The 20,743-nt window shown below is 70.9% G+C and carries 20 protein-coding genes; 10 read left to right on the forward strand and 10 right to left on the reverse strand.

What is annotated here, in order from left to right:
* The 4 genes from ACILR4_RS11720 to ACILR4_RS11735 all read right to left on the reverse strand — a co-directional run.
* A partial coding sequence (locus ACILR4_RS11720; protein WP_395701034.1) for a sensor histidine kinase occupies nt 1-956 on the reverse strand: 956 nt, incomplete at its 3' end.
* The gene (locus ACILR4_RS11725; protein ID WP_395701035.1) at nt 953-2,110 is read right to left on the reverse strand and encodes a sensor histidine kinase; all 1,158 of its coding nucleotides are present in this window, start codon (nt 2,108-2,110) and stop codon (nt 953-955) included. The genes ACILR4_RS11725 and ACILR4_RS11720, both read right to left, overlap by 4 nt.
* Nucleotides 2,111-2,290: 180 nt before the next feature.
* Nucleotides 2,291-3,046, reverse strand: a complete 756-nt coding sequence (locus ACILR4_RS11730) for a class II glutamine amidotransferase (protein ID WP_395701036.1) — start codon at nt 3,044-3,046, stop codon at nt 2,291-2,293.
* A 16-nt stretch (nt 3,047-3,062) separates the two neighbouring features.
* Complete coding sequence (locus ACILR4_RS11735; protein ID WP_395701037.1) at nt 3,063-4,301, reverse strand: NAD(P)/FAD-dependent oxidoreductase; 1,239 nt, start codon at nt 4,299-4,301, stop codon at nt 3,063-3,065.
* A gap of 159 nt (nt 4,302-4,460) precedes the next feature.
* Between ACILR4_RS11735 and ACILR4_RS11740 the strand changes: the two genes are divergently transcribed.
* Entirely contained in the window at nt 4,461-4,841 is a 381-nt protein-coding gene (locus ACILR4_RS11740) for a hypothetical protein (RefSeq protein WP_395701038.1), read from the forward strand.
* A gap of 19 nt (nt 4,842-4,860) precedes the next feature.
* Here ACILR4_RS11740 and ACILR4_RS11745 read toward each other — a convergent pair whose 3' ends face one another.
* Nucleotides 4,861-7,053, reverse strand: a complete 2,193-nt coding sequence (locus ACILR4_RS11745; protein ID WP_395701039.1) for a malate synthase G — start codon at nt 7,051-7,053, stop codon at nt 4,861-4,863.
* A gap of 12 nt (nt 7,054-7,065) precedes the next feature.
* Complete coding sequence (locus ACILR4_RS11750) at nt 7,066-7,779, reverse strand: haloacid dehalogenase type II (protein ID WP_395701040.1); 714 nt, start codon at nt 7,777-7,779, stop codon at nt 7,066-7,068.
* Nucleotides 7,780-7,866: 87 nt separating this feature from the next.
* On the opposite strand from ACILR4_RS11750, the gene ACILR4_RS11755 reads away from it, so the two are divergent.
* Both ACILR4_RS11755 and ACILR4_RS11760 read left to right on the forward strand, forming a co-directional pair.
* Nucleotides 7,867-8,781, forward strand: coding sequence for a LysR family transcriptional regulator (locus tag ACILR4_RS11755; protein ID WP_395701041.1), 915 nt, complete (start codon nt 7,867-7,869; stop codon nt 8,779-8,781).
* A gap of 13 nt (nt 8,782-8,794) precedes the next feature.
* Nucleotides 8,795-9,247, forward strand: coding sequence for a DUF2214 family protein (locus ACILR4_RS11760; protein WP_395701042.1), 453 nt, complete (start codon nt 8,795-8,797; stop codon nt 9,245-9,247).
* A 159-nt stretch (nt 9,248-9,406) separates the two neighbouring features.
* On the opposite strand, the gene ACILR4_RS11765 is transcribed toward ACILR4_RS11760, so the two are convergent.
* Together ACILR4_RS11765 and ACILR4_RS11770 are read right to left on the reverse strand one after the other, a co-directional pair.
* Nucleotides 9,407-9,640, reverse strand: a complete 234-nt coding sequence (locus ACILR4_RS11765; protein ID WP_395701104.1) for a PsiF family protein — start codon at nt 9,638-9,640, stop codon at nt 9,407-9,409.
* Nucleotides 9,641-9,867: 227 nt separating this feature from the next.
* Complete coding sequence (locus tag ACILR4_RS11770; protein ID WP_395701043.1) at nt 9,868-11,235, reverse strand: serine/threonine-protein kinase; 1,368 nt, start codon at nt 11,233-11,235, stop codon at nt 9,868-9,870.
* A 108-nt stretch (nt 11,236-11,343) separates the two neighbouring features.
* Between ACILR4_RS11770 and argS the strand changes: the two genes are divergently transcribed.
* The 7 genes from argS to ACILR4_RS11805 all read left to right on the forward strand — a co-directional run bounded on the left by argS (nt 11,344) and on the right by ACILR4_RS11805 (nt 18,736).
* Nucleotides 11,344-13,050, forward strand: a complete 1,707-nt coding sequence (gene argS / locus ACILR4_RS11775; RefSeq protein ID WP_395701044.1) for an arginine--tRNA ligase — start codon at nt 11,344-11,346, stop codon at nt 13,048-13,050.
* A gap of 5 nt (nt 13,051-13,055) precedes the next feature.
* The gene (locus tag ACILR4_RS11780; RefSeq protein ID WP_395701045.1) at nt 13,056-13,739 is read left to right on the forward strand and encodes an SPOR domain-containing protein; all 684 of its coding nucleotides are present in this window, start codon (nt 13,056-13,058) and stop codon (nt 13,737-13,739) included.
* Nucleotides 13,740-13,803: 64 nt separating this feature from the next.
* A complete protein-coding gene (locus ACILR4_RS11785; protein WP_395701046.1) occupies nt 13,804-14,448 on the forward strand; it encodes a thiol:disulfide interchange protein DsbA/DsbL in 645 nt (214 codons plus the stop codon).
* 108 nt (nt 14,449-14,556) lie between these two features.
* Nucleotides 14,557-15,192 (forward strand): lipopolysaccharide transport periplasmic protein LptA, encoded by a 636-nt coding sequence (gene lptA / locus ACILR4_RS11790; RefSeq protein WP_395701047.1) that lies wholly within the window; start codon nt 14,557-14,559, stop codon nt 15,190-15,192.
* Nucleotides 15,189-15,962, forward strand: a complete 774-nt coding sequence (gene lptB / locus ACILR4_RS11795; RefSeq protein ID WP_395701048.1) for an LPS export ABC transporter ATP-binding protein — start codon at nt 15,189-15,191, stop codon at nt 15,960-15,962. Before lptA ends, lptB begins: the two co-directional genes overlap by 4 nt.
* A 13-nt stretch (nt 15,963-15,975) precedes the next feature.
* Nucleotides 15,976-17,520: an RNA polymerase factor sigma-54 gene (locus ACILR4_RS11800; protein WP_395701049.1), complete on the forward strand. Its 1,545-nt coding sequence runs from the start codon at nt 15,976-15,978 to the stop codon at nt 17,518-17,520.
* Nucleotides 17,521-17,524: 4 nt separating this feature from the next.
* Complete coding sequence (locus ACILR4_RS11805) at nt 17,525-18,736, forward strand: class I SAM-dependent RNA methyltransferase (RefSeq protein ID WP_395701050.1); 1,212 nt, start codon at nt 17,525-17,527, stop codon at nt 18,734-18,736.
* Here ACILR4_RS11805 and ACILR4_RS11810 read toward each other — a convergent pair.
* Nucleotides 18,733-19,908 carry an MFS transporter gene (locus ACILR4_RS11810; RefSeq protein ID WP_395701051.1) on the reverse strand — a complete coding sequence of 392 codons (1,176 nt, stop codon included), beginning with the start codon at nt 19,906-19,908 and terminating at the stop codon, nt 18,733-18,735. The two genes, ACILR4_RS11805 and ACILR4_RS11810, sit on opposite strands and share 4 nt — an antisense overlap.
* 79 nt (nt 19,909-19,987) lie before the next feature.
* On the reverse strand, nt 19,988-20,722 hold the full coding sequence (locus ACILR4_RS11815) for a 16S rRNA (uracil(1498)-N(3))-methyltransferase (RefSeq protein ID WP_395701052.1): 735 nt from the start codon (nt 20,720-20,722) through the stop codon (nt 19,988-19,990).
* Nucleotides 20,723-20,743 lie beyond the last annotated feature (21 nt).

Raw genomic sequence — 20,743 nt, forward strand, 5'->3', positions numbered from 1 at the left:
AGGCCTTCCTGCAGCGGCAGTGCCAGGCCGGCGCCGCTGTCGCGCACCTCGACCAGCGTGTGCTCGCCCTCGCGCCAGGCGCGCACCGCGATCTCGGCGCCCTGCAGGCTGGGCTGCACGCCATGCTCGACGGCGTTCTCCACCAGGGTCAGCAGCAGTCCCGGCGGCAGGCGCTGCATGCGCGCCAGGCCATCGGCCTCGAGCGTGAAGCGCAGGCGTTCGCCCAGGCGCGCCTGCATCACTTCGAGGTAGCGCTGCGCGGCTTCGAGCTCCTCGCCCAGGGTCAGCAGGCGGCGCTGGAACAGCGGCAGCGTGGCGCGCAGGTAGGCGGTGAGCCAGGCCAGCAGCGGCGCGGCGCGGGCGTCGCCCGACGCGACCCAGTGCTGCAGCGAGGCCAGCGTGTTGAACAGGAAGTGCGGCTGGATCTGCGCGCTGGCCAGCTGGCGAGCCATCTCGATGGCCTGCTCGCGCTCGGCCAGCTCGCGCAGGCGGGCCTCGATCTGGTGGGCGCGGAACACCGTGACGGCCCACAGGACCAGCGTGCCGGCCATCGCCGTCAGCCCGATCGCGGCGCCGACCCAGCGCCGCAAGGCCGGATCGGGCAGCCAGGGCCGGGCGGTGAAGGCCAGGGTGACGAACACCGCCACGCAGGCCAGCGAGCGGCCGAGCAGCCGGGCCCGGGTGGGTTGTCGCCACAAGCTCATGGCCGCTCGGTAAATCGGATAAGGCGCGGCCACGAAGAGCGCCAGCACCCAGGGCACGGCCGGCCCGGGCACCAGCGGCAGGAAGCCCAGCGCGCAGCCCAGCAGGTTCACCGCCAGCACCATCAGCAGCGTCGGGCTGGGCCGGTCGTGGCCGGCGCGGGCGAGTTCCGCGTCGGTGAAGGGCCGTGTCGGGCCGGGGAACCAGAGCTGGCTCCAGTCGATGCGCTCGCGGCGGCTGTCCAGCGTGGTCATGCCGCGGGGCCTTCGATCGTCACGCGCGCCAGCGTGCCGGCCTCGGTGGCCTGCAGGCTCAGCCGCGCCGCGTCGCCGAAGCGGTGCTGCAGCCGTTCGCGGCAATTGGCCAGGCCCACGCCTTCGCGCCAGTCGGGTGCCAGCGGCTGGCCGCTGTTGAGCACCGTCAGCTCGAAGCGGCCCGCGCTGCGCTGCGCCCGCACCGAGATGCCGGCGGACTGCAGCGCAGGCGCCACGCCATGCTCGACGGCGTTCTCCAGCAGCGTCAGGAGCAGGCCGGGCGGCAGGGCCTGGGCCAGGCAATCGTCGGCCACGGCGAAGGCCGGCGGATGCAGGCGCTCGCCCAGCCGCGCCTGCACGATGGCCAGGTAGTGCCGCGCCAGCGCCAGCTCGTCGCCCAGCGTCGCCTGCTCGCGCGCCAGCAGCTCGGTGGAGCCGCGCAGGAACTGCGTCAGCGCACGCAGCAGCGCCGGCGCGCGGGCGTCGCCGGTGTCCACCCAGTGCTGCAGCGCGGCCAGCGTGTTGAAGATGAAGTGCGGCTGGATCTGCGCCTGCAGCAGCTGCAGCCGGGCCTCGGCGGCATGGCGCGCGGCCGCGTCACGCTCGGCCACCAGCTGCGACTGCTGCAGCGCGCGCTGGATCTGCGCGCGCCGGCCCGTGGCCACCGCCCACAGCATCAGCAGCAGCGCCATGCCGGCCAGCAACTGCACCGGCGTCGCGCGCCACAGCGCGCGCAGCAGCTTCTCCCAGCCGGGCGGGCCGCCGGCATCCCACACGCCCGCGAACATCGTGCCCAGCGCGCCGGCATAGGTGGCCACCACCATCAGGACCGCCAGCCGGCGCAAGGTGCGGGCGTCGAACTTCTGCGGCTGCAGCCAGGCGCGGCGCATCGCCAGCCCGCTGCCGGCCACGAACAACGCCGAGGTGAACCAGGCCCAACGCGCCGTCATGCCGGCCTGCTGCAGGCCCACCGCGGTGGCCGCCCAGCCCAGCGCGATGCCGAGCCACAGGCCCAGGCCCTCGCGCCGCAGCAGCCGGCGGTCGAAGGCCAGCGCCTGTGCGCGGGTCGGCTCGTCGAGGCCGGCGTACCACCAGCGCTGCCAGGCAGCGGCAGGCGCGGCAGCGGCGGGCATCGACGGGTGGGCGGGCTTCATCGGGCGGCAGTCTAGGCCGGCAGGCGGGGCCTGCCGCAGGCCGCCGGGCGGACGGCCGGGGCGCCGCGGTGAAGGGCGGGACGGGCGGATGAATGGCGACCGGCCCGCGGATGGGCAGCGGCCAGCGGGCCGACGAGCAGCGGCCAGCGGGCGGACGAGCAGCGGCCAGCGGGCCGACGCTCAGCGCTGCAGCTGGCCGCCGACGAAGACGCGCAGCTCGCCGGGCGCGAAGGCGGTCCAGGGCTCGTCGCGCGTCAGCGGCTCGGTGGCGACCAGCGCCACGCGGTCGTCGGGCGAGGTCAGCGCGCCGAAGTCGACGCTCAGGTCCTCGTCGGCCAGGTGCGCGGCGCCGAAGGGGTGGCGGCGCTCCAGCCAGTACAGCTGGGTGGTGGCATGCGCCCACAGCGCCTGGCCGTTGGACAGCAGCAGGTTGAAGGTGCCGTGGCGCGCGATCACCGGCAGCAGCTCGGCCAGCGTGCGGGTGAGCTCGTCGACCGAGGGCACCGACGCATGGGCCTTGGCCAGCTCCTGCATCAGCCAGCAGAAGGCCTGCTCGCTGTCGGTGTTGCCCACCGGGCGGAAGGCCGCATGCAATCGCGGCGCGAAGCCCTTCAGGTCGCCGTTGTGCGCGAACACCCAGTAGCGGCCCCACAGCTCGCGCATGAACGGGTGCGTGTTCTCCAGCGCCACCCGGCCCTGCGTGGCCTTGCGGATGTGGGCGATGACGTTCTCGCTCTTGATCGGGTAGCGCCGCACCATCTCGGCCACCGGCGAGACCAGCGCGCTGTGCGGGTCGACGAACAAGCGCACGCCCTTGTCCTCGAAGAAGGCGATGCCGAAGCCGTCCTTGTGCTCGCTGGCGCGGGTGGCCAGGCCGGTGAACGAGAACATCACGTCGGTCGGCGTGTTGGCGTTCATGCCGAGCAGCTGGCACATCGCGCGGGCTCCGGTCTCAGATCGGCAGGAACAGCCGCGTGATGCCGCGCAGGCTGACCAGGTGGCCGGGGTTGCCGGTCTCTTCCAGCACGCCCTCCATGCGCTTGAGGATGCGCGGGCTCTTGTTGGCGCGCCAGATCAGCAGGTCGGCCAGCCAGGGATGGTCGTTGACGCGGTTGGCGCGCTCGTAGAGGTCGAAGCGCGGTTTCAGCGCGGCGATCGCCGATTGATAACGCGCGATGGCAGCGGCCATGTCGGTGGCGGCGCTCCCGCCGTGGGCCAGCAGCGCCTCGGCGGCCAGCAGGCCGGTCTCCATCGCCTTGCCGATGCCCTCGCCGGTGAAGGCATAGGTGCTGCCGGCGGCTTCGCCGGTGACCAGCAGGCCGGGCCTGGCCAGCTCGGCGCCTTCGAGCGAGCAGCGCAGCGGTGCGCCCTTGAGCTCGCCGACCCATTCGCCGCCGGCCAGCAGGTCGCGCGCCGGCGCGTAGACCTCGGCGAAGGTCTTGAACATCTCGCGCAGGTTGACGTCGGCCATCGAGGCGCGGCCGTCGCTGCCGGCGGCATGGCTGTGCGCCAGGCCGACGCCGATGTTGAACACGCCCCCGGGCAGCGGAAAGATCCAGCCGTAGCCCTTGCGCAGCCGCTTGTGCCACACCACTTCCAGCGCCTCGATGCGCCCCTGCAGCGCCGGCCGGCGCACGTAGCCGCGCAGCGCCACGCCGCTGGGCGTGTGGCGCTGGCACATGCCGGCGGCCATCAGCGCCTTGGGCACCGCGCCGGTGGCCAGCACGGTCCAGCGCGCCTGCAGGTCGTGCGCGCCGCCATCGGCCCCGCGCAGCCGCGCGCCGGCCACGCGCTCGCCGGACATCAGCGTGGACTCGAAGCGCCAGGGCGCGAAGAAGCGGGCGCCGGCGCGCTCGGCGGCGCGCTTGAGGATGTCGTCGAGCACGCGCCGCTGCAGCACCGCGACGCGACCCGGCACATCCACCCGCCCGCCACGCGGCCCGATGCAGGCGACATGCCGCACCGCCTGCGCCTGCGCCATCACCTCGGCATGCACGCCCAGGCGCTGCAGCGCGCGGTGCGCGTCGGGGATCAGCCCGTCGCCGCAGACCTTGTCGCGCGGAAACGCCTGCTGGTCGACCAGCACGACGTCCAGACCCTGTTGCGCCAGCCACTGCGCGCAGGCGCTGCCGGCGGGGCCGGCACCGATCACCAGCACGTCGCATCGGTCGGGCAGCGAGGAAGCATTCATCGGCGGGGAGGCAGCGGCCAGCGGGCGAACGGCGGAGCGACCGATTGTAGGCAGCGGCCTGCACGCGCCACGGCTCGCTTGATGGTCGTCAACGCAGGGCCACGGCGGCAGTGGGACGATGAATCATCGACAAACCCCACGAGAACAAAGGAGTTCCGGATGACCACTTTCCACGCTGTTGTCTGGCTGGACCACCACCAGGCGCAGATCCTGCAATTCGACGCCGAACATGTGCAGGCGCAGAAGGTCAAGGCCAGCAGCCACCAGACGCGCCAGCATGGCAGCGCCGTGCGCAGCGAGCACGAGTTCTTCGCCGCCGTCTGCGAGAGCCTGGCCGGCATTCCCGAATTGCTGGTGACCGGCGCGCACACCGTGCAGGCCGACTTCCGGCACTACGTCGAGAAGCACCGTCCCGAGACCGCGAAGCGCATCGTCGGCTACGAGACGGTGGACCACCCGAGCGAGAACCAGCTCGTCGCGCTGGCCCGCCAGTACTTCCTGAAGGCCGACCGCATGAACGGCCTGCCGACGCCGAGCTGAGCGCCGGCAGGCGGGGTCTTCAGGCGCCGGCCTTGACCTTCAGGCGCCAGGCATGCAGCAGCGGCTCGGTGTAGCCGCTGGGTTGCTCGAGGCCCTTGAACACGAGGTCCAGCGCGGCCTGGAAGGCCGGGCCCTGCGGGTGGGCCGCCAGGCTCTTGTAGGCCGGGTCACCGGCGTTCTGCTGGTCCACCACGCGGGCCATGCGCTCGAAGGTGGCGCGCACCTGCGCCTCGCTCACCACGCCGTGCAGCAGCCAGTTGGCGATGTGCTGGCTGGAGATGCGCAGGGTGGCGCGGTCTTCCATCAGCCCGACGTTGTGGATGTCGGGCACCTTCGAGCAGCCGACGCCCTGGTCGACCCAGCGCACCACGTAGCCGAGGATGCCCTGCACGTTGTTGTCCAGTTCCTGCTGGCGCTGCTCGGGCGTCCAGTTGGCCTCGGCCGCGACCGGGATCGTCAACAGGCCGTTCAGCAGCGTCTCGCGCTGGGCTTCGGCATCGATCTGCTCCAGTTCCTGCTGCACCGCCGAGACCTTGACCTGGTGGTAGTGCAGCGCATGCAGCGTCGCGGCGGTCGGGCTGGGCACCCAGGCGGTGTTGGCGCCGGCCTTCGGGTGCACGATCTTCTGCTCCAGCATGGCCGCCATCAGGTCCGGCATGGCCCACATGCCCTTGCCGATCTGCGCACGGCCGCGCAGGCCGCAGCTCAGGCCCACCAGCACGTTGCTGCGCTCGTAGGACTGGATCCACGCGGTGCTCTTCATGTCGCCCTTGCGCAGCATCGGGCCGGCATGCATCGCGGTGTGCATCTCGTCGCCGGTGCGGTCCAGGAAGCCGGTGTTGATGAAGGCCACGCGGCTGGCCGCCGCGGCGATGCAGGCCTTCAGGTTCACGCTGGTGCGGCGCTCCTCGTCCATGATGCCGAGCTTGACGGTCGAGTCCGGCAGGCCGAGCAGCTTTTCGACCGCGCCGAACAGCGCGCTGGCAAAGGCCACTTCCTCGGCGCCATGCATCTTGGGCTTGACGATGTAGACCGAGCCGGTGCGCGAGTTGCGGATGCCGTTCTGGCCATGGCCCTGCAGGTCGTGCAGCGCGATCGCGGTGGTGATCACCGCGTCCATGATGCCCTCGGGGATCTCGCGGCCGTCGGCCATCAGGATCGCCGGGTTGCTCATCAGGTGGCCGACGTTGCGCACGAACAGCAGCGAGCGGCCATGCAGCCGCACCTCGCCCTGACCCGAGGGTGCGGTGTACAACCGGTCCGGGTTCAGCCCGCGGGTGAAGGTCTTGCCGCCCTTGCTGACTTCTTCGGTCAGCGTGCCCTTCAGGATGCCGAGCCAGTTGCGGTAGGCCAGCACCTTGTCCTCGGCGTCGACCGCGGCGACCGAATCCTCCAGGTCGAGGATGGTCGACAGCGCGGCCTCGAGCACCAGGTCGGCCACGCCGGCAGCGTCGCTGGCACCGATCGGCGTCGAGCGGTCGATGCGGATGTCCACATGCAGGCCGTTGTTCACCAGCAGCACCGACGACGGCGCCGCAGCGCTGCCCTGATAACCCACGAATTGCGCGGCATCGGCGAGGCCGACGCTGCGACCGTCCTTCAGCGCGACGGCGAGCTTGCCGGCTTCGACGCGGTAGCCGGTGGCATCGGCATGCGAGCCGGTGGCCAGCGGCGCCGACTGGTCGAGGAACTGGCGTGCGAAGGCAATCACCTTCGCGCCGCGCGCCGGGTTGTAGGCGCCGGCACGCTCGGCGCCGCCGGTCTCGGGAATGGCATCGGTGCCGTACAGCGCGTCGTACAGCGAGCCCCAGCGCGCGTTGGCGGCGTTCAGGGCATAACGCGCATTCAGAATGGGTACCACCAGCTGCGGGCCGGCCTGGATCGCCAGCTCGGCATCGACATTCGTCGTCGTGGCCTTCGCATTCGCCGGGTGCGGCTGCAGGTAGCCGGTCTGCTGCAGGAAGGCACGGTAGGCCGGCATGTCGGCGATCGGGCCGGGGTGGGCCTTGTGCCAGGCATCCATCTCGGCCTGCAGCCGGTCGCGTTCGGCCAGCAGCGCGGCATTCTTCGGCGCGAACTCGGCGACGATGGCATCGAAGCCCTGCCAGAAGCGCTCGCTGGCGATGCCGGTGCCGGGCAGCACCTGATCGTCGATGAAGCGGACCAGCTCAGTGGCCACCTGCAGGCGGTGAATGGGGGTGCGTGAAGTCATGGCATGTCCTCGTCAGGCGGGTCTGTTGTCGCTAGTGGTCGTCGGGAAGAAGTTCAGCACGTCGCGCAGGCTGCGGCCGATGCGGGTGGGTTCGGTGTCCAGCTGCTCCAGCGGCGCGCCGGCGCGGTTGACCCACAGCGTGGTGTAGCCGAACCAGCTGGCGCCGATGGCGTCCCAGCCGTTGCTGGAGACGAACAGGATCTTCTTCGCCGGCAGGCCCAGCGCCTCGGTGCCCAGCGTGTACACGGCGGGGTCGGTCTTGAAGCGGCGCACGCTGTGGGCACTGAGCACGGGGTCGATCAGGTCGGCCAGGCCGGCGCTCTTGATCGCCACTGCCAGCATCTCGGGGTCGCCATTGCTCAGGATGCCGGCGCGCACGCCGCGCTCGCGCAGGCCTTGCAGCACGACGCGGTTTTCCGGGAAGGCCGAGAGGTGCCGGTACTGGTTCATCAGCCGGTCCTCGGCCTCGGCCGTCAGCGTGATGTCACGCTGCAGCGCGGCGAAGCGCAGGCCCGCGCGCGTCAGGTCCCAGAACGGGCGGTAGCGACCGCTCATCGAGCACAGCCGGGTGTAGTCGATCTGCTTGTCACGCCACAGCGTGGCCAGCGCCTGGCCCTGGCCGGGGAACAGCTGCTCGGCCGCCAGCGCCACGCTGTAGACATCGAACAGCGTGCCGTAGGCATCGAAGAGCACGGCTTCCGGCGCGGGCGATGGCATCGGCATCATGGGGTGAGACTCTATTGCGAACTTGCGCCCGTATTAACAAAGCGATTTGCGATTGATTCGTGACACTTTGATGTGTAATCATCGGCCATGGATCGCCTGAAGCAGATCGAGTCCTTCATCGCGGTGGCCACCAAGGGCAGCCTGACCGCGGCCGCGCAGGCCGAGGGCGTGGCCCCGGCGGTGATCGGCCGCCGCATCGACGGGCTGGAGGAGCGGCTCGGCGTCAAGCTGCTGGTGCGCACCACGCGGCGCATCACGCTCACCCACGAAGGTAGTGCGTTCCTCGAGGATTGCCAGCGCATCGTGGCCGACATCGCCAATGCCGAGGCCAGCGTTTCGGCGGGCGGCGTGAAGGCGAGCGGCCACTTGCGTATCACCGCGCCGGCCGGCTTCGGGCGCCGGCACGTCGCGCCGCTGGTGCCGCAGTTCCTGGCGCTGCACCAGGACGTGAGCCTGTCGCTGAACCTGGCCGACCGGGTGGTGGACATCGTCAACGAAGGTTTCGATTGCGCGGTTCGCGTCGGCGACCTGCCCGATTCCAGCCTGGTGAGCGTGCGGCTGGCCGACAACCGGCGCCTGTGCGTGGCCACCCCGGCCTACCTGAAGCGCGCCGGCACGCCGCAGCACCCGCAGGAGCTGGGCCGGCATGCCTGCCTGACCCTCTCGTCCGACGCCAGCCAGACCCGCGGCTGGGCCTTCCAGATCGACGGCGAGCTGACCCACCTGCGGCCCAGCGGCCGGCTCGATTGCAGCGACGGCCAGGTGCTGCACGCCTGGTGCCTGCAGGGCCTGGGGATCGCCTGGCGCAGCACCTGGGAAGTGGAGCAGCAGGTCGCCAGCGGCCAGCTGGTGGAGGTGCTGGGCGCCTATGCCGCGCCGCCGAACGGCATCTACGCAGTGGTGCCGCAGCGCAAGCACCTGCCGCTGCGGGTGCGGCTGTGGATCGACTTCATCAAGCACAGCTACGGCGACCCGGCCTACTGGCGCGGCGCCAGCCCCTGACAAGGGATCATCGATGCTCGAAGCCCTGCTCGCCTATGCCCACCTGCTCGCGATCCTGAGCTGGGTGGTCTTCCTCACAAGCCAGACCGCGCTGGCCCGTGCCGAGTGGCTCAATGCCGCGGCGCTGCAGCGCCTGGTGCTGGTGGCCCGCATTGCCAACATCGCCGCCGCCGCGGTGCTGGCCACTGGCCTGGCCCGCGTCGCCTGGGGCGTCAAAGGCCCGGCCTGGACACTGGCGCAGCCCTTGCTGTGGGCCAAGCTCGCGCTGTTCGCCCTGATGGCCATCGCGGCCTGGCAATCAACCCGCCAGATCAAACGCTGGCACACCGACCACCAACGCAGCGGCGCGCTGCCCAGTGCCGCGCAGATCACCCAGCTGCGCCAGCGCCTGATGCGCGCCACCCACCTGATGGTGTGGCTCCCGCTGCTGGGCGTGCTGCTGGCGCGGGGGCTGCTGACCCGCTAACACCAAACGTCCCCGTCAGCCACGACCCGCCCCCGGCAGGGGACAGGCCCGCGAAGCTGGCCAGGGGTGCGGGCTCGTGATCGAAGCCGCCAAACCCGATCCGGGTTGCCCGGTCGGGTTTGGTAGCCCCCCGGGGGGCGGCCGCCAGGCGGCCGGGGGTCAACCCTTCAAGCACTCGCTCATGAACTTCTTGCGCTCGTCGCCCTTGAGCTTCTTCTCGCCGGCGTCCTTGTTGCAGGCCTTCATCTTGTCCTGCTGGGTGGCGGGCTTCTTGGCCGACAGGCAGGTCTTCATGAAGGCCTTGCGCTCATCACCCTTCTTGTCGCCCGCTTCCTTGTTGCAGTCGCCCATCTTGGATTGCTGGGCGGTGGGCTTTGCGCCGCTGGCGGCCATGTCCGGGGCGCCCTTGTGCGAGCTGGCCTGCGCCGCGCCAATGCACAGCAGGGTCGATGCCGCCAGGGCGGCGCATTGCTTGATCGTGATCATGGTGGGGTTCCTTCCTCGTTGCAGACGCTGGTGGCCACCAAGGGCCGGGGCCGATTGGAGCAGGCAAACCCCCAGCCGGCAATTGACGCAACGCGGCGGCGTGGCGCGCGGTGCACAGCCCGCGCGAGCAGGCGTTACAGGATGCGCCGCGGGTGCGCCAGCGCCTCGTGCGCGGCATGCAGCCGCCGCACCAGCACGCGGATGAAGGCGGCGTCGAACAGGTGCCGCGTCGTCGGGCTCAGGGTCTGCATCGCCTCGGGCGTGAAGGCCACCGTGGTGGCGGCCTCGGAGACGATCACGTCCGCCGCATGGGTCTTCAGGTCCGGGCTGGGCGCCAGGTAGGCCATCTCGCCAACCGAGGTGCCGGTGCCCAGCTGTGCCACCCGGCTGCCGTCGCGGTACACGTCGATGCGGCCCTGGGCGATGATGTGAAAGGTGTTGCCGTCCTCGCCCTTGCGGTACAGCGCGGCGCCGAAGGCATGGCGCTGCCAGCGCGCGCGGTGCACCACTTCCCACAGCTCGACATCGCCGAAGCCGGCGAAGAACTCCAGCGAGCGCAGCAGGTTGAAACGCTCGGAGTCCAGCACGTCCTGCCGCTGGCCGCGCGGCACTTCGGCATTGGCCACCAGCGAAGACCACTCCCGCGCGAACTCTTCCCAGTTGGCATGCCGCTCGTCGCGGTTCTTGGCCAGCGCGCGTTCGAGGATGGCCTGCATGCGCGGCGGCACGCCTTCACGCAGATGCTGCAGCGCCGGCGGGTCGACGTTGTAGATCTGGTGCATCAGCGAAGGCTGCGTGGTCGCGTCGAACGGCGGGCGGCCGGCCACCAGGTGGAACAGCACCGCCGCCAGCGAGTACAGGTCGGCCCGCGCATCGAGCGTGCTGCCGTCCAGCTGCTCGGGCGACATGTAGGCCAGCGAGCCGACGCGGAACACCTGGGTGCGGTCGGACATGGTGTCCAGCACGCTGCCGAAGTCGCTGATCTTCACGTCTTTCACGACACCGTTGTCGACCAGCGCCAGGATGTTGGCCGGCTTCACGTCGCGGTGGATCAGGCCCTGGCGCGAGACATAGCCCAGCGCCATCGCGCACTTGAAGCCGATCTCGACGATCTGGTCCAGCGACAGCAGCGCGTTGGCGCGGCAGTAGCGCTTGAGCGTGACGCCGGGCACGTACTCCATCACCAGGTAGGGCATCACCGGGTCGGGCACGGCATCGAAGATCTCGACCACGTTCGGATGCTTCAGCTTGCCGGCCAGCGCGGCTTCGGCATCGAAGAAGTGGCTGCGGTAGTGGTTCTCCGGGCTCTCGACCCCGCTGGCCGCCCGCACGCGCTTGATGGCCACCTGGCGGTCGCGGAAGTCGTCGCGCGCCAGGAAGACTTCGCTGGTGGCGCCTTCGCCCAGGCGCGACAGCACGCGGTAGCGGCCGATCCAGGCCGGGTGATCGGCCGGCTCGGCCGCGTTGTCGACACCGGGTGGGGAGGCAGGCAGGCTGGACATGGTCTGGGCACATTCTGCGGGCATTCCACCGGGGCGAGAAGCCAAGCACGCCACGATCCACCTTCTCCCACCGCGGGGGACGGGGCCCCAACCTTAGAATCCGCCGCCATGATCCAAGCCAAGCAGGAGCTGCTCGAGGCGCTGGGCGCCGCGATCGCGCAGCTCGCGCCCGGGGTCGCCACGAGCCCGGCCTTCGAGAACCCCAAGCAAGCCGCGCACGGTGATTTCGCGATCACCAGCGCGATGCAGCTGTCCCGCGCGCTGAAGCGCAACCCGCGCGAGCTGGCCAGCGAGCTGGTCAAGGCCCTCGAGTCGCAGCCGGCCGTGCAGCGCTGGGTGTCGGCGCTCGAGATTGCCGGCCCCGGCTTCATCAACCTGCGCCTGAAGCCCGAGGCGCGCCATGCCATCGTGGCCGAAGTGCTGGCCAGCGGCGACCGCTTCGGCCTGCGCCCGCCCAGCGGCCGCAAGGTGATGGTGGAGTTCGTCTCGGCCAATCCCACCGGCCCGCTGCACGTGGGCCATGGCCGCAATGCCGCGCTGGGCGACTGCATCAGCAACCTGCTGCAGAGCCAGGGCGCCGAGGTGCTGCGCGAGTTCTACTACAACGATGCCGGCGTGCAGATCCAGACGCTGGCCGTCTCCACGCAATGCCGGCTGAAGGGCCTGAAGCCCGGTGACGCCGGCTGGCCCGAGGCCGCGTACAACGGCGACTACATCGCCGACATCGCCGCCGGCTTCGCCGCGCGCCAGACCGTGCGGGCCGACGACCGCGAATTCACCGCCAGCGGCGACCCTGACGACCTGGCCGGCATCGGCCAGTTCGCGGTGGCCTGGCTGCGCCATGAGCAGGACCTGGACCTGCAGGCCTTCGGCGTGCACTTCGACCATTACTACCTCGAAAGCAGCCTGTACCGCGACGGCCGCGTCGAGGACACGGTGCGCCGGCTGGTGGCCGCCGGCAAGACCTTCGAGGAAGGCGGCGCGCTGTGGCTGCGCACCACCGAGTACGGTGACGACAAGGACCGCGTGATGCGCAAGTCCGACGGCACCTACACCTACTTCGTGCCCGACGTGGCCTACCACGTCACCAAGTTCGAGCGCGGCTGGGGCCAGGTGATCAACGTGCAGGGCACCGACCACCACGGCACGGTGGCGCGCGTGCGCGCCGGCCTGCAGGCGGTGGGCGCCGGCATCCCCGCCGGCTACCCCGACTACGTGCTGTACAAGATGGTCACGGTGATGCGCGGCGGCGAGGAGGTGAAGATCTCCAAGCGCGCCGGCAGCTACGTCACCTTGCGCGACCTGATCGAGTGGACCAGCCGCGACGCGGTGCGCTTCTTCCTGATCAGCCGCAAGGCCGACACCGAGTTCGTGTTCGACATCGACCTGGCGCTGAAGGCCAACGACGAGAACCCGGTGTTCTACGTCCAGTACGCCCATGCCCGCATCTGCTCGGTGCTGGCCGAATACCAGAAGCAGGGCGGCGACCTGGCCGCTGCGCCGGACCTGGCCCTGCTGCAGGCCCCGACCGAGCAGGCGCTGATGCGCAAGCTGGCCGCCTACCCCGACATGCTGGCCGCCGCGGCGGCCGACATGGCACCGCACGACGTGGCCTTCTACCTGCGCGACCTGGCCGCTGCATTCCACAGTTATTACGCGGCCGAGCGCTTCCTGGTCGACGACGTCGCGCTGGCCCGTGCCCGCATGGCGCTGCTGGCCGCCACGCGCCAGGTGCTGCGCAACGCGCTGGCGCTGCTGGGCGTCAGCGCCCCCGAGGCCATGGCCCGCGAGACCCCGGCCGAGGAGGCCGCCTGAACCCCATGAAGAACAGCAAGCAACGCGGTGGCTTCGCGCTCGGCCTGATCGTCGGCCTGCTGCTGGGCCTGGCGCTGGCGCTGGGCGTGGCGCTGTACATCACGAAGGTGCCGATCCCCTTCGTCAACAAGGTGCCGCAACGCACCGCCGAGCAGGACGCCGCCGAGGCCGCAAAGAACAAGAACTGGGACCCGAACGCCCCGCTGGCCGGCAAGAACCCGGCGCGGCCGGCCTCGGTGCCGGCGGCGGGGGCCAGCGGCGCAGTGGCCGAGGCCGCTTCGGCCGCCGCCCGGCCCGCGGCCGCTTCGGCGGTGGCGACGGCGCCCGCACTGCCGCCGGTGGCTGCCGCGGCCAGCGCCGCGTCGGCGCCGCGCAGCGCCCGCGATCCGGCAGCCATCCTGGCCGGCCAGTCCGGCGCGCTGCAGCCCAAGTCCACCGCGCCGGGCGCCGAAGCGTTCAGCTTCTACGTGCAGGCCGGCGCCTACGCCCGCACCGAGGATGCCGAAGCGCAGCGCGCCAAGCTGGCGATGCTGGGGGTCGCGGCCAAGGTGATGGAGCGCGAGCAGTCCGGCCGCATGGTGTACCGGGTGCGCATCGGCCCGTTCGACGCACGCGAGGAGGCCGAGGCGATGCAGTCGCGCCTGGCGGGTTCCAGCGTCGAATCGAACCTCGTGCGCGTCGAACGTTGAACCTTGGCCGCCGCCGCGGGTCCACCCCGGCGCTGACAGCAGACCACCGAAAGGACAAAAGAGCATGAAGCGTCGTGATTTCACGCTGGGCATGAGCGCCGGCAGCCTGGCCACCCTGCTGGCCGCGAGCCCCGCCCACGCCCAGGGTGAGCCGGTCGAAGGCCGCGAGTACACCCGGCTGCAGTCGCCGCAGCCGGTGTCCACCCCGGCCGGCAAGGTCGAGGTGGTCGAGTTCTTCGGCTACTGGTGCCCGCACTGCAACGCGTTCGAGCCCGTCCTCGACCTGTGGGTGCGCAAGCTGCCGGCCGACGTGGTGTTCCGCCGCATCCCGGTGGCGTTCAACGCCGCGCACCAGCCCTACCAGAAGCTGTACTACGCGCTGGAGGCGATGGGCGTGCTGGACACCATGCACCGCAAGGTCTTCAACGCGGTGCACATCCAGCACATGCGGCTCGAGAAGGACAGTGAAGTGCAGGCCCTGGCCGCCGCCAACGGGCTGGACGGCGCCAAGCTGATCGAGTCGATGAAGAGCTTCTCGGTGGCCACCAAGTGCAACCAGGCCACGCAGGCCGCGCGTGCCTGGGCCATCGACGGCGTGCCGACGATGGGCGTGCAGGGGCGCTTCATGACCTCGGTCGGCCAGGCCGGCGGGCATGAGCAGGCCCTGCGCGTGATGGAAGCCCTGATCCAGAAAGCCAAGAAGGCATAACCTGTCTCCCCGGCAGCGGCGCGAAGATTTACCGAACTTTCTCGCCGCCCGTCGTGCCAGGCGGCACGAGCTTGCGTCTAGAATGACCTGCAAGTTTTGTGCCGCCTGATGAATACCCTCACCGTCTGTCACGTTATCGCCCGGCTCGGGCTGGGCCTGGCGCTGGGCGCCGGCGGCGCGGCCTGGGCCGAGAAGGCCGACCGCAGCAAGCCGATGTCGGTGGAGTCGGACAACCCCTGCAGCGTCGACCTGGTCAAGAACGTCAGCAGCTGCAGCGGCAATGTGGTGGTGGCGCAAGGCACGCTGGTGATCCGCGCCGACCGGGTCGAGCTGCGCGAGACGCCCGACGGCTACCGCGTCGCCAGCGCGATCGGCAGCAGCGCCAAGCCGGCGCAGTACCGGCAGAAACGTGACAACGTCGACGAGTACGTCGAGGGCACCGCCCAGCGCATCGAGTACGACAGCCGCGCCAACCTGCTGCGCTTCGAGGGCCAGGCCGTGGCCCGCCGGCTGCGCAATGCGACCCCGGCCGACGAGATCCATGGCGAGCTGATCACCTGGGACAACAACGCCGAGCTGTTCAACGTCAGCGGTCGCACCACCACACCGGCCAATCCCGGCGGCCGCGTGACGGCCGTGTTCGCGCCCCGGGAAAGCGCCTCGGCGCCCGCCGCGACGGCCAGCGCGGCCTCGGCGCCCGCCGCGGCGCTGCGCAGCACCTCGTCGCTCGGGGAGCGGCGTTGAGCGCGCTGCCGCAAGCCGTCACGTTGCCGGCCAGCCGTCTCGAAGTGAGCGGCCTGCAGAAGACCTACGGCTCGCGCAAGGTCGTCAAGGAAGTGCACCTGGCGGTGGCCGGCGGCGAGGTCGTCGGCCTGCTCGGCCCCAACGGCGCCGGCAAGACGACCACCTTCTACATGGTGGTCGGCCTGGTGCGCGCCGATGCCGGGCAGATCAGCATCGACGGCGTGCCGGTGCACAACAAGCCCATCCACCAGCGCGCGCGCATGGGCCTGAGCTACCTGCCGCAGGAGGCCTCGATCTTCCGCAAGCTCAACGTCGCCGAGAACATCCGCGCCGTGCTCGAGCTGCAGACCGATGCGCAGGGCCGACCGCTGAAGAAGGACGTCATCGAGGTCAAGCTCGACCAGCTGCTGCACGAGCTGTCGATCGAGAAGCTGCGCGACTCGCCGGCCCCGGCGCTCTCCGGCGGCGAACGCCGCCGCGTCGAGATCGCCCGCGCGCTGGCGACGCAGCCACGCTTCATCCTGCTCGACGAGCCGTTCGCCGGCGTCGACCCGATCGCGGTCATCGAGATCCAGCGCATCATCGGCTTCCTGAAGAGCCGCGGCATCGGTGTGCTGATCACCGACCACAACGTGCGCGAGATGCTGGGCATCTGCGACCGCGCGTACATCATCAGCGAAGGCCGCGTGCTGGCAGAAGGCACGCCGGCCGAGATCGTCGAGAACGCGGACGTGCGCCGTGTCTACCTCGGCGAGCACTTCCGCATGTGAAGGCCGACCCCGCATGAAGCCTTCGCTCCAGGTCCGCCTTTCGCAGCACCTTGCGCTGACACCGCAGCTGCAGCAGTCGATCCGGCTGTTGCAGCTGTCGACACTGGAGCTGCACCAGGAAATCGAGCAGATGCTCGAGCAGAACCCCTTTCTCGAAGTCGAGGGCGACCAGTCGCCGATGGAGCTCGGCCTCGAACGGGTGAGCGCGCCGGAGAAGACCAACGACAGCGCCGATCGCGCCGCCGAGCGCGACGAGCCCAGCGGCAGTGACATCGGCGGCGATGGCGGTGACGAACCCGCCGGCGTCGATGCCGCCGAGTTCGGCACCACCGAGCGCGAAGACTGGGACAACGGCACCGAAGGCGACGACTTCGACGGCATCCGCGAGCTGCCCAGCAATGCCAGCGGCAGCGCGAACGGCGACGACGAGTTCGAGCCGATCGAGTCCGGCGACAGCGGTCCGACCCTGCAGGACCACCTGAAGCGCCAGCTGCTGGGCATGCGCCTGTCGCCCGAGGATGCGGCCGCGGTGATGGTGCTGATCGAATCGCTGGACGACGACGGCTACCTGGCGGACCCGCTGGAAGACATCGCCGCGCGCCTCGCCGGCGAAGGCGACGACCACGCCGAAGCCCGCGAGGACCTGATCGACCGCCTGCGCTGCGCGCTGAAGTGGCTGCAGAGCCTGGAGCCCACCGGCGTCGGCGCGGCCAGCCTCGGCGAATGCCTGGCGCTGCAGCTGCGCACGCTGCCGCGCAGCGAGGCGCAGATGATCGCCATCATCGTCTGCAAGCAGCACCTCGAGCTGCTGGCCCGGCGCGACATGAAGAAGCTGATGGCCGCCACCGGCGCCGACGAGGCGCTGCTGCGCGAGGCGCAGGCGCTGATCGTCGCCTGCGAGCCCAAGCCTGGCCGGCCCTTCGCGCGCGCCGAGGCCAACATCATCGTGCCCGACGTCATCGTGCAGAAGTCCGGCCGGGGATGGAAGGTGCTGTTGAATCCGGACGTGATGCCCAAGCTGCGCATCAACGACCTCTATGCGCAGGCCATCCGCGGCCAGCGCAACGGCTCGGGCGCCGGCCTGTCGGCACGGCTGCAGGAGGCGCGCTGGTTCATGAAGAACATCCTGCAGCGCTTCGACACCATCCTGCGCGTCAGCCAGGCCATCGTCGAGCGCCAGAAGGGCTTCTTCACGCATGGCGAGATCGCGATGAAGCCGCTGGTGCTGCGCGAGATCGCCGACGAGCTGGGCCTGCATGAGTCGACCATCTCGCGCGTGACCACGGCCAAGTACATGAACACGCCGTACGGCACCTTCGAGCTGAAGTACTTCTTCGGCTCCTCGCTCAACACCGAAGCCGGCGGCAATGCCTCGAGCACCGCGGTGCGCGCCTTGATCAAGCAGCTGGTGGGCTCGGAAGACCCGGCCAAGCCGCTGTCGGACAACCAGCTCTCGGACATGCTGGCCGAGCAGGGCATCCAGGTCGCGCGGCGCACGGTGGCGAAGTACCGCGAGGCGCTGAAGATCGCGCCGGCCAACCTGCGCAAGGCGCTGTAGCCCGATGCCCGCCCTGTTCCTGCCCTGCGCCGGTGGCGTCGAAGCCCTGCTGGCCGACGAATGCCAGCGCGTGCTGGGCCGCCCGCACGGCGTGGAGGCCGCGCGCGGCGGCGCCATCGTGCACGGCGACGCGCTCGACGCGATGCGCCTGAACCTGCACAGCCGGCTCGCGCAGCGCGTGCTGTGGCCGCTGGCGCATGCCGGCTACCGCAACGAGCACGACCTGTACGACATCGCGCGCCGCATCGACTGGCGCGAATGGATCACGCCGCAGCAGACGCTGCGCATCGACACCACCGCGCAGCGCTCGCCGCTGCCGAGCCTGAACTTCGCGACGCTGCGCGTGAAGGACGGCCTGTGCGACCAGTTGCGCGACACCACCGGCGAGCGGCCCAGCGTCGACACCCGCCGGCCCGACCTGCCGCTGGCGCTGCACCTGACCGCCACCCATGCCACGCTGTACGTGGACACCTCGGGCGAGGCGCTGTTCAAGCGCGGCTGGCGCGAAGCCAAGGGCGAGGCGCCGCTGAAGGAAACGCTGGCCGCCGCGATGCTGGCTGCCGCCGGCTGGCAGGGCCGCGCCGAGGACGGCCCGCTGCTCGACCCCTGCTGCGGCGCCGGCACCATCGCGATCGAGGCCGCGCAGATCGCCTGCGGCATCGCGCCCGGGCTGCAGCGCCAATTCGCGTTCGAGAAGATGCTGCCCTTCCGTGCCCACCAGGCCGCCTGGCGCCGCATGAAGGACGAGGCGCGCGCGCATCAGCATGCGCCGGCGGTGCCGGTGTTCGCCGGCGATGTCTCGTTCCGCATGACCGACTTCGCGACGCGCAACGCGGAACGCGCCGGCGTGCGGCAGGCGATCGAGTTCAAGACCGCCGATGCCTTGCAGCGCATGCCGCCAGCCGAGCGCGGCACGCTGATGCTGAATCCGCCCTACGGCGAGCGCATAGACGCCAAAGGACGCGGCAGCCGCGAAAGCTTCGATGAAGGCGGCACGCCGGCTGCTTTCTTCAGCCAGCTGGCCAGCCACTGGAAGCGCCACTACGCCGGCTGGCGCGCCTACGTGCTGAGCCCGGACATGAAGCTGCCGCAGGCGCTGCGGCTGAAGGAAAGCCAGCGCACGCCGCTGTGGAACGGCCCGATCGAATGCCGGCTGTTCCGCTTCGACCTGGTGGCCGGCTCGGCGCGCGAGCCCAAGGCCGCGACCGACAGCTAGGCCGGCAGCGCGGCCTCGCGCTGCTGGCGCAGGGCCAGCCAGCCCAGCGCGGCCGCCAGCAGCGCCAGCGGCAGCAACGCACCCAGGTTCATCGCCCGCCAGCCGCCGGTGGTGACCAGCGCGCCGCTGGCGAACGACGTGAGCGTCATCGTCGCGTAGACGCAGAAGTCCAGCGCGCCCTGCGCCTGGGTCCTTTCCTCGGGACGCCAGGCGCTGGTGGCCAGGCTGGTGCCGCCGATGAACAGGAAGTTCCAGCCCACGCCCAGGGTCAGCAGCGCGCCGAGGAAATGCATCACGTCGTTGCCCTGCAGCGCGAAGACGATGCAGCCCAGGTTCAGCGCCAGGCCCGCGCCCATCACCTTCAGCGCGCCGAAACGCTGCACCAGCCGGCCGGTGAAGAAACTCGGCACGAACATGCCCAGCACATGCCATTCGAGCACCAGCGCGGTGGCGGCAAACGGGTGGCTGCACTGCTGCATCGCGATCGGCGTCGCGGCCATCAGCAGGTTCATGATGCCGTAGCCGATGGCGCAGGCCGCCGTGGCGACGATGAACAGCGGCTGGCGCACGATCTCGCGCAAGGGCCGGCCCGCGGCGGCCTGGCCCTGGCCGGGCAGCGTGGGGAAGCGGATGCACGACATCAACGCCAGGCTCAGCAGGCCCACGCCGCACAGCACCAGGTAGGCACCGGCGAAAGGCTGCGGCAGCAGCGCCCGGCTCCACTGCGCCAGGTTGGGCCCGACCACCGCGCCGAGGATGCCCCCGGCCAGCACCCACGAAATGGCGCGCTCCTTGTAGTCCGGCGCCACCAGCTCGACCGACGCGAAGCGGTACAGCGAGCCGTTGGCGTTGTAATAACCCGCAATGACGGTGGCCGCGACGAGCAGCGCGAAGTTGCGGCTGATCGCCGCCCAGGCGCAGACCGCGGCGCTGGCGATGGCCACCAGCAGCCCGATCTGGAAGGTGCGGCGGCGGCCGAAGCGGCGCTGGTGCCGCGCCACCAGCCCGGTGGCCAGCGCGCCGCCGGCCACGTAGCCGGTGATGGGCAGCGTCGCCATCCAGCCCACCGGCGCCAGCGCCAGCCCGACCAGCCCGTTCACCGCGATGAAGGTCACGTTGTTGACCATCAGCAGGCCCTGGCACAGCACCAGCAATGCGAGGCGGGGGTTCATGTCATCGCCGCCCGGCCGCCCGAAGGCGATGAGGCGCCCCCTCGGGGGGCAGCGAACGCAGTGAGCGTGGGGGTCCGTTTCATGCCAGGGCTCCGATGCAGGCCAGCGCGGCCAGGGGTGCGGTGTCGGCCCGCAGCACGCGCGGGCCGAGGGACACCGCGACAAAGCCGTGCTGGCCGGCCAGCGCCTGCTCGGCTGGGCTCAGGCCGCCTTCGGGGCCGCTGAGGGTCAGCACCTGCGATGCAGCCGGCAGCGACGCCAGGCGCAGCAGCGGGACGGCCGCGGGGTCCAGGCTCAGCAGCAGGCGGGTCTCGTCCTGCACGGGCATCGGCAAGCCGGCCAGCCATTCGCGCAGTGGCAGCGGCGCGGCGATGGCCGGCACGCGGTTGCGTCCGCTCTGCTCGCAGGCCGCGGCGGCCACCGCCTGCCAATGCGCGGCCTTGCGTTCAGCGCGCTCGCCGGCCACGCGCAGCACCGAGCGTTCGCACACCAGCGGCTGGATCGCCGCCACGCCGAGCTCGCTGGCCTTCTCGATCAGCGTGTCCATGCGCTCGTTGGCCGGCATGCCCAGGGCCAGGGTCACCGCGCGCGGCAGCTCGCATTCGATGTCCTCGGGTGCCAGCACGCGCACCTGCACCTCGCGACGGCCCATCTGCAGCACTTCGGCCGACCATTGGCCGCCGGTGCCGTCGAACAGGATCAGCGGAGCCCCGGCCTGCAGGCGCAGCACCTGCACATGGCGCGCGGCATTGGCGGGGAGATCGACAACCAGCCCCGCCCGCAGCGGGGGCTCGACACAGAAACGCGGTGGCATGGACGGGCAGTGTGCCCGAAG

The sequence above is a fragment of the Aquabacterium sp. genome (assembly GCF_044226965.1).
Lineage (GTDB): Bacteria > Pseudomonadota > Gammaproteobacteria > Burkholderiales > Burkholderiaceae_C > Pseudaquabacterium.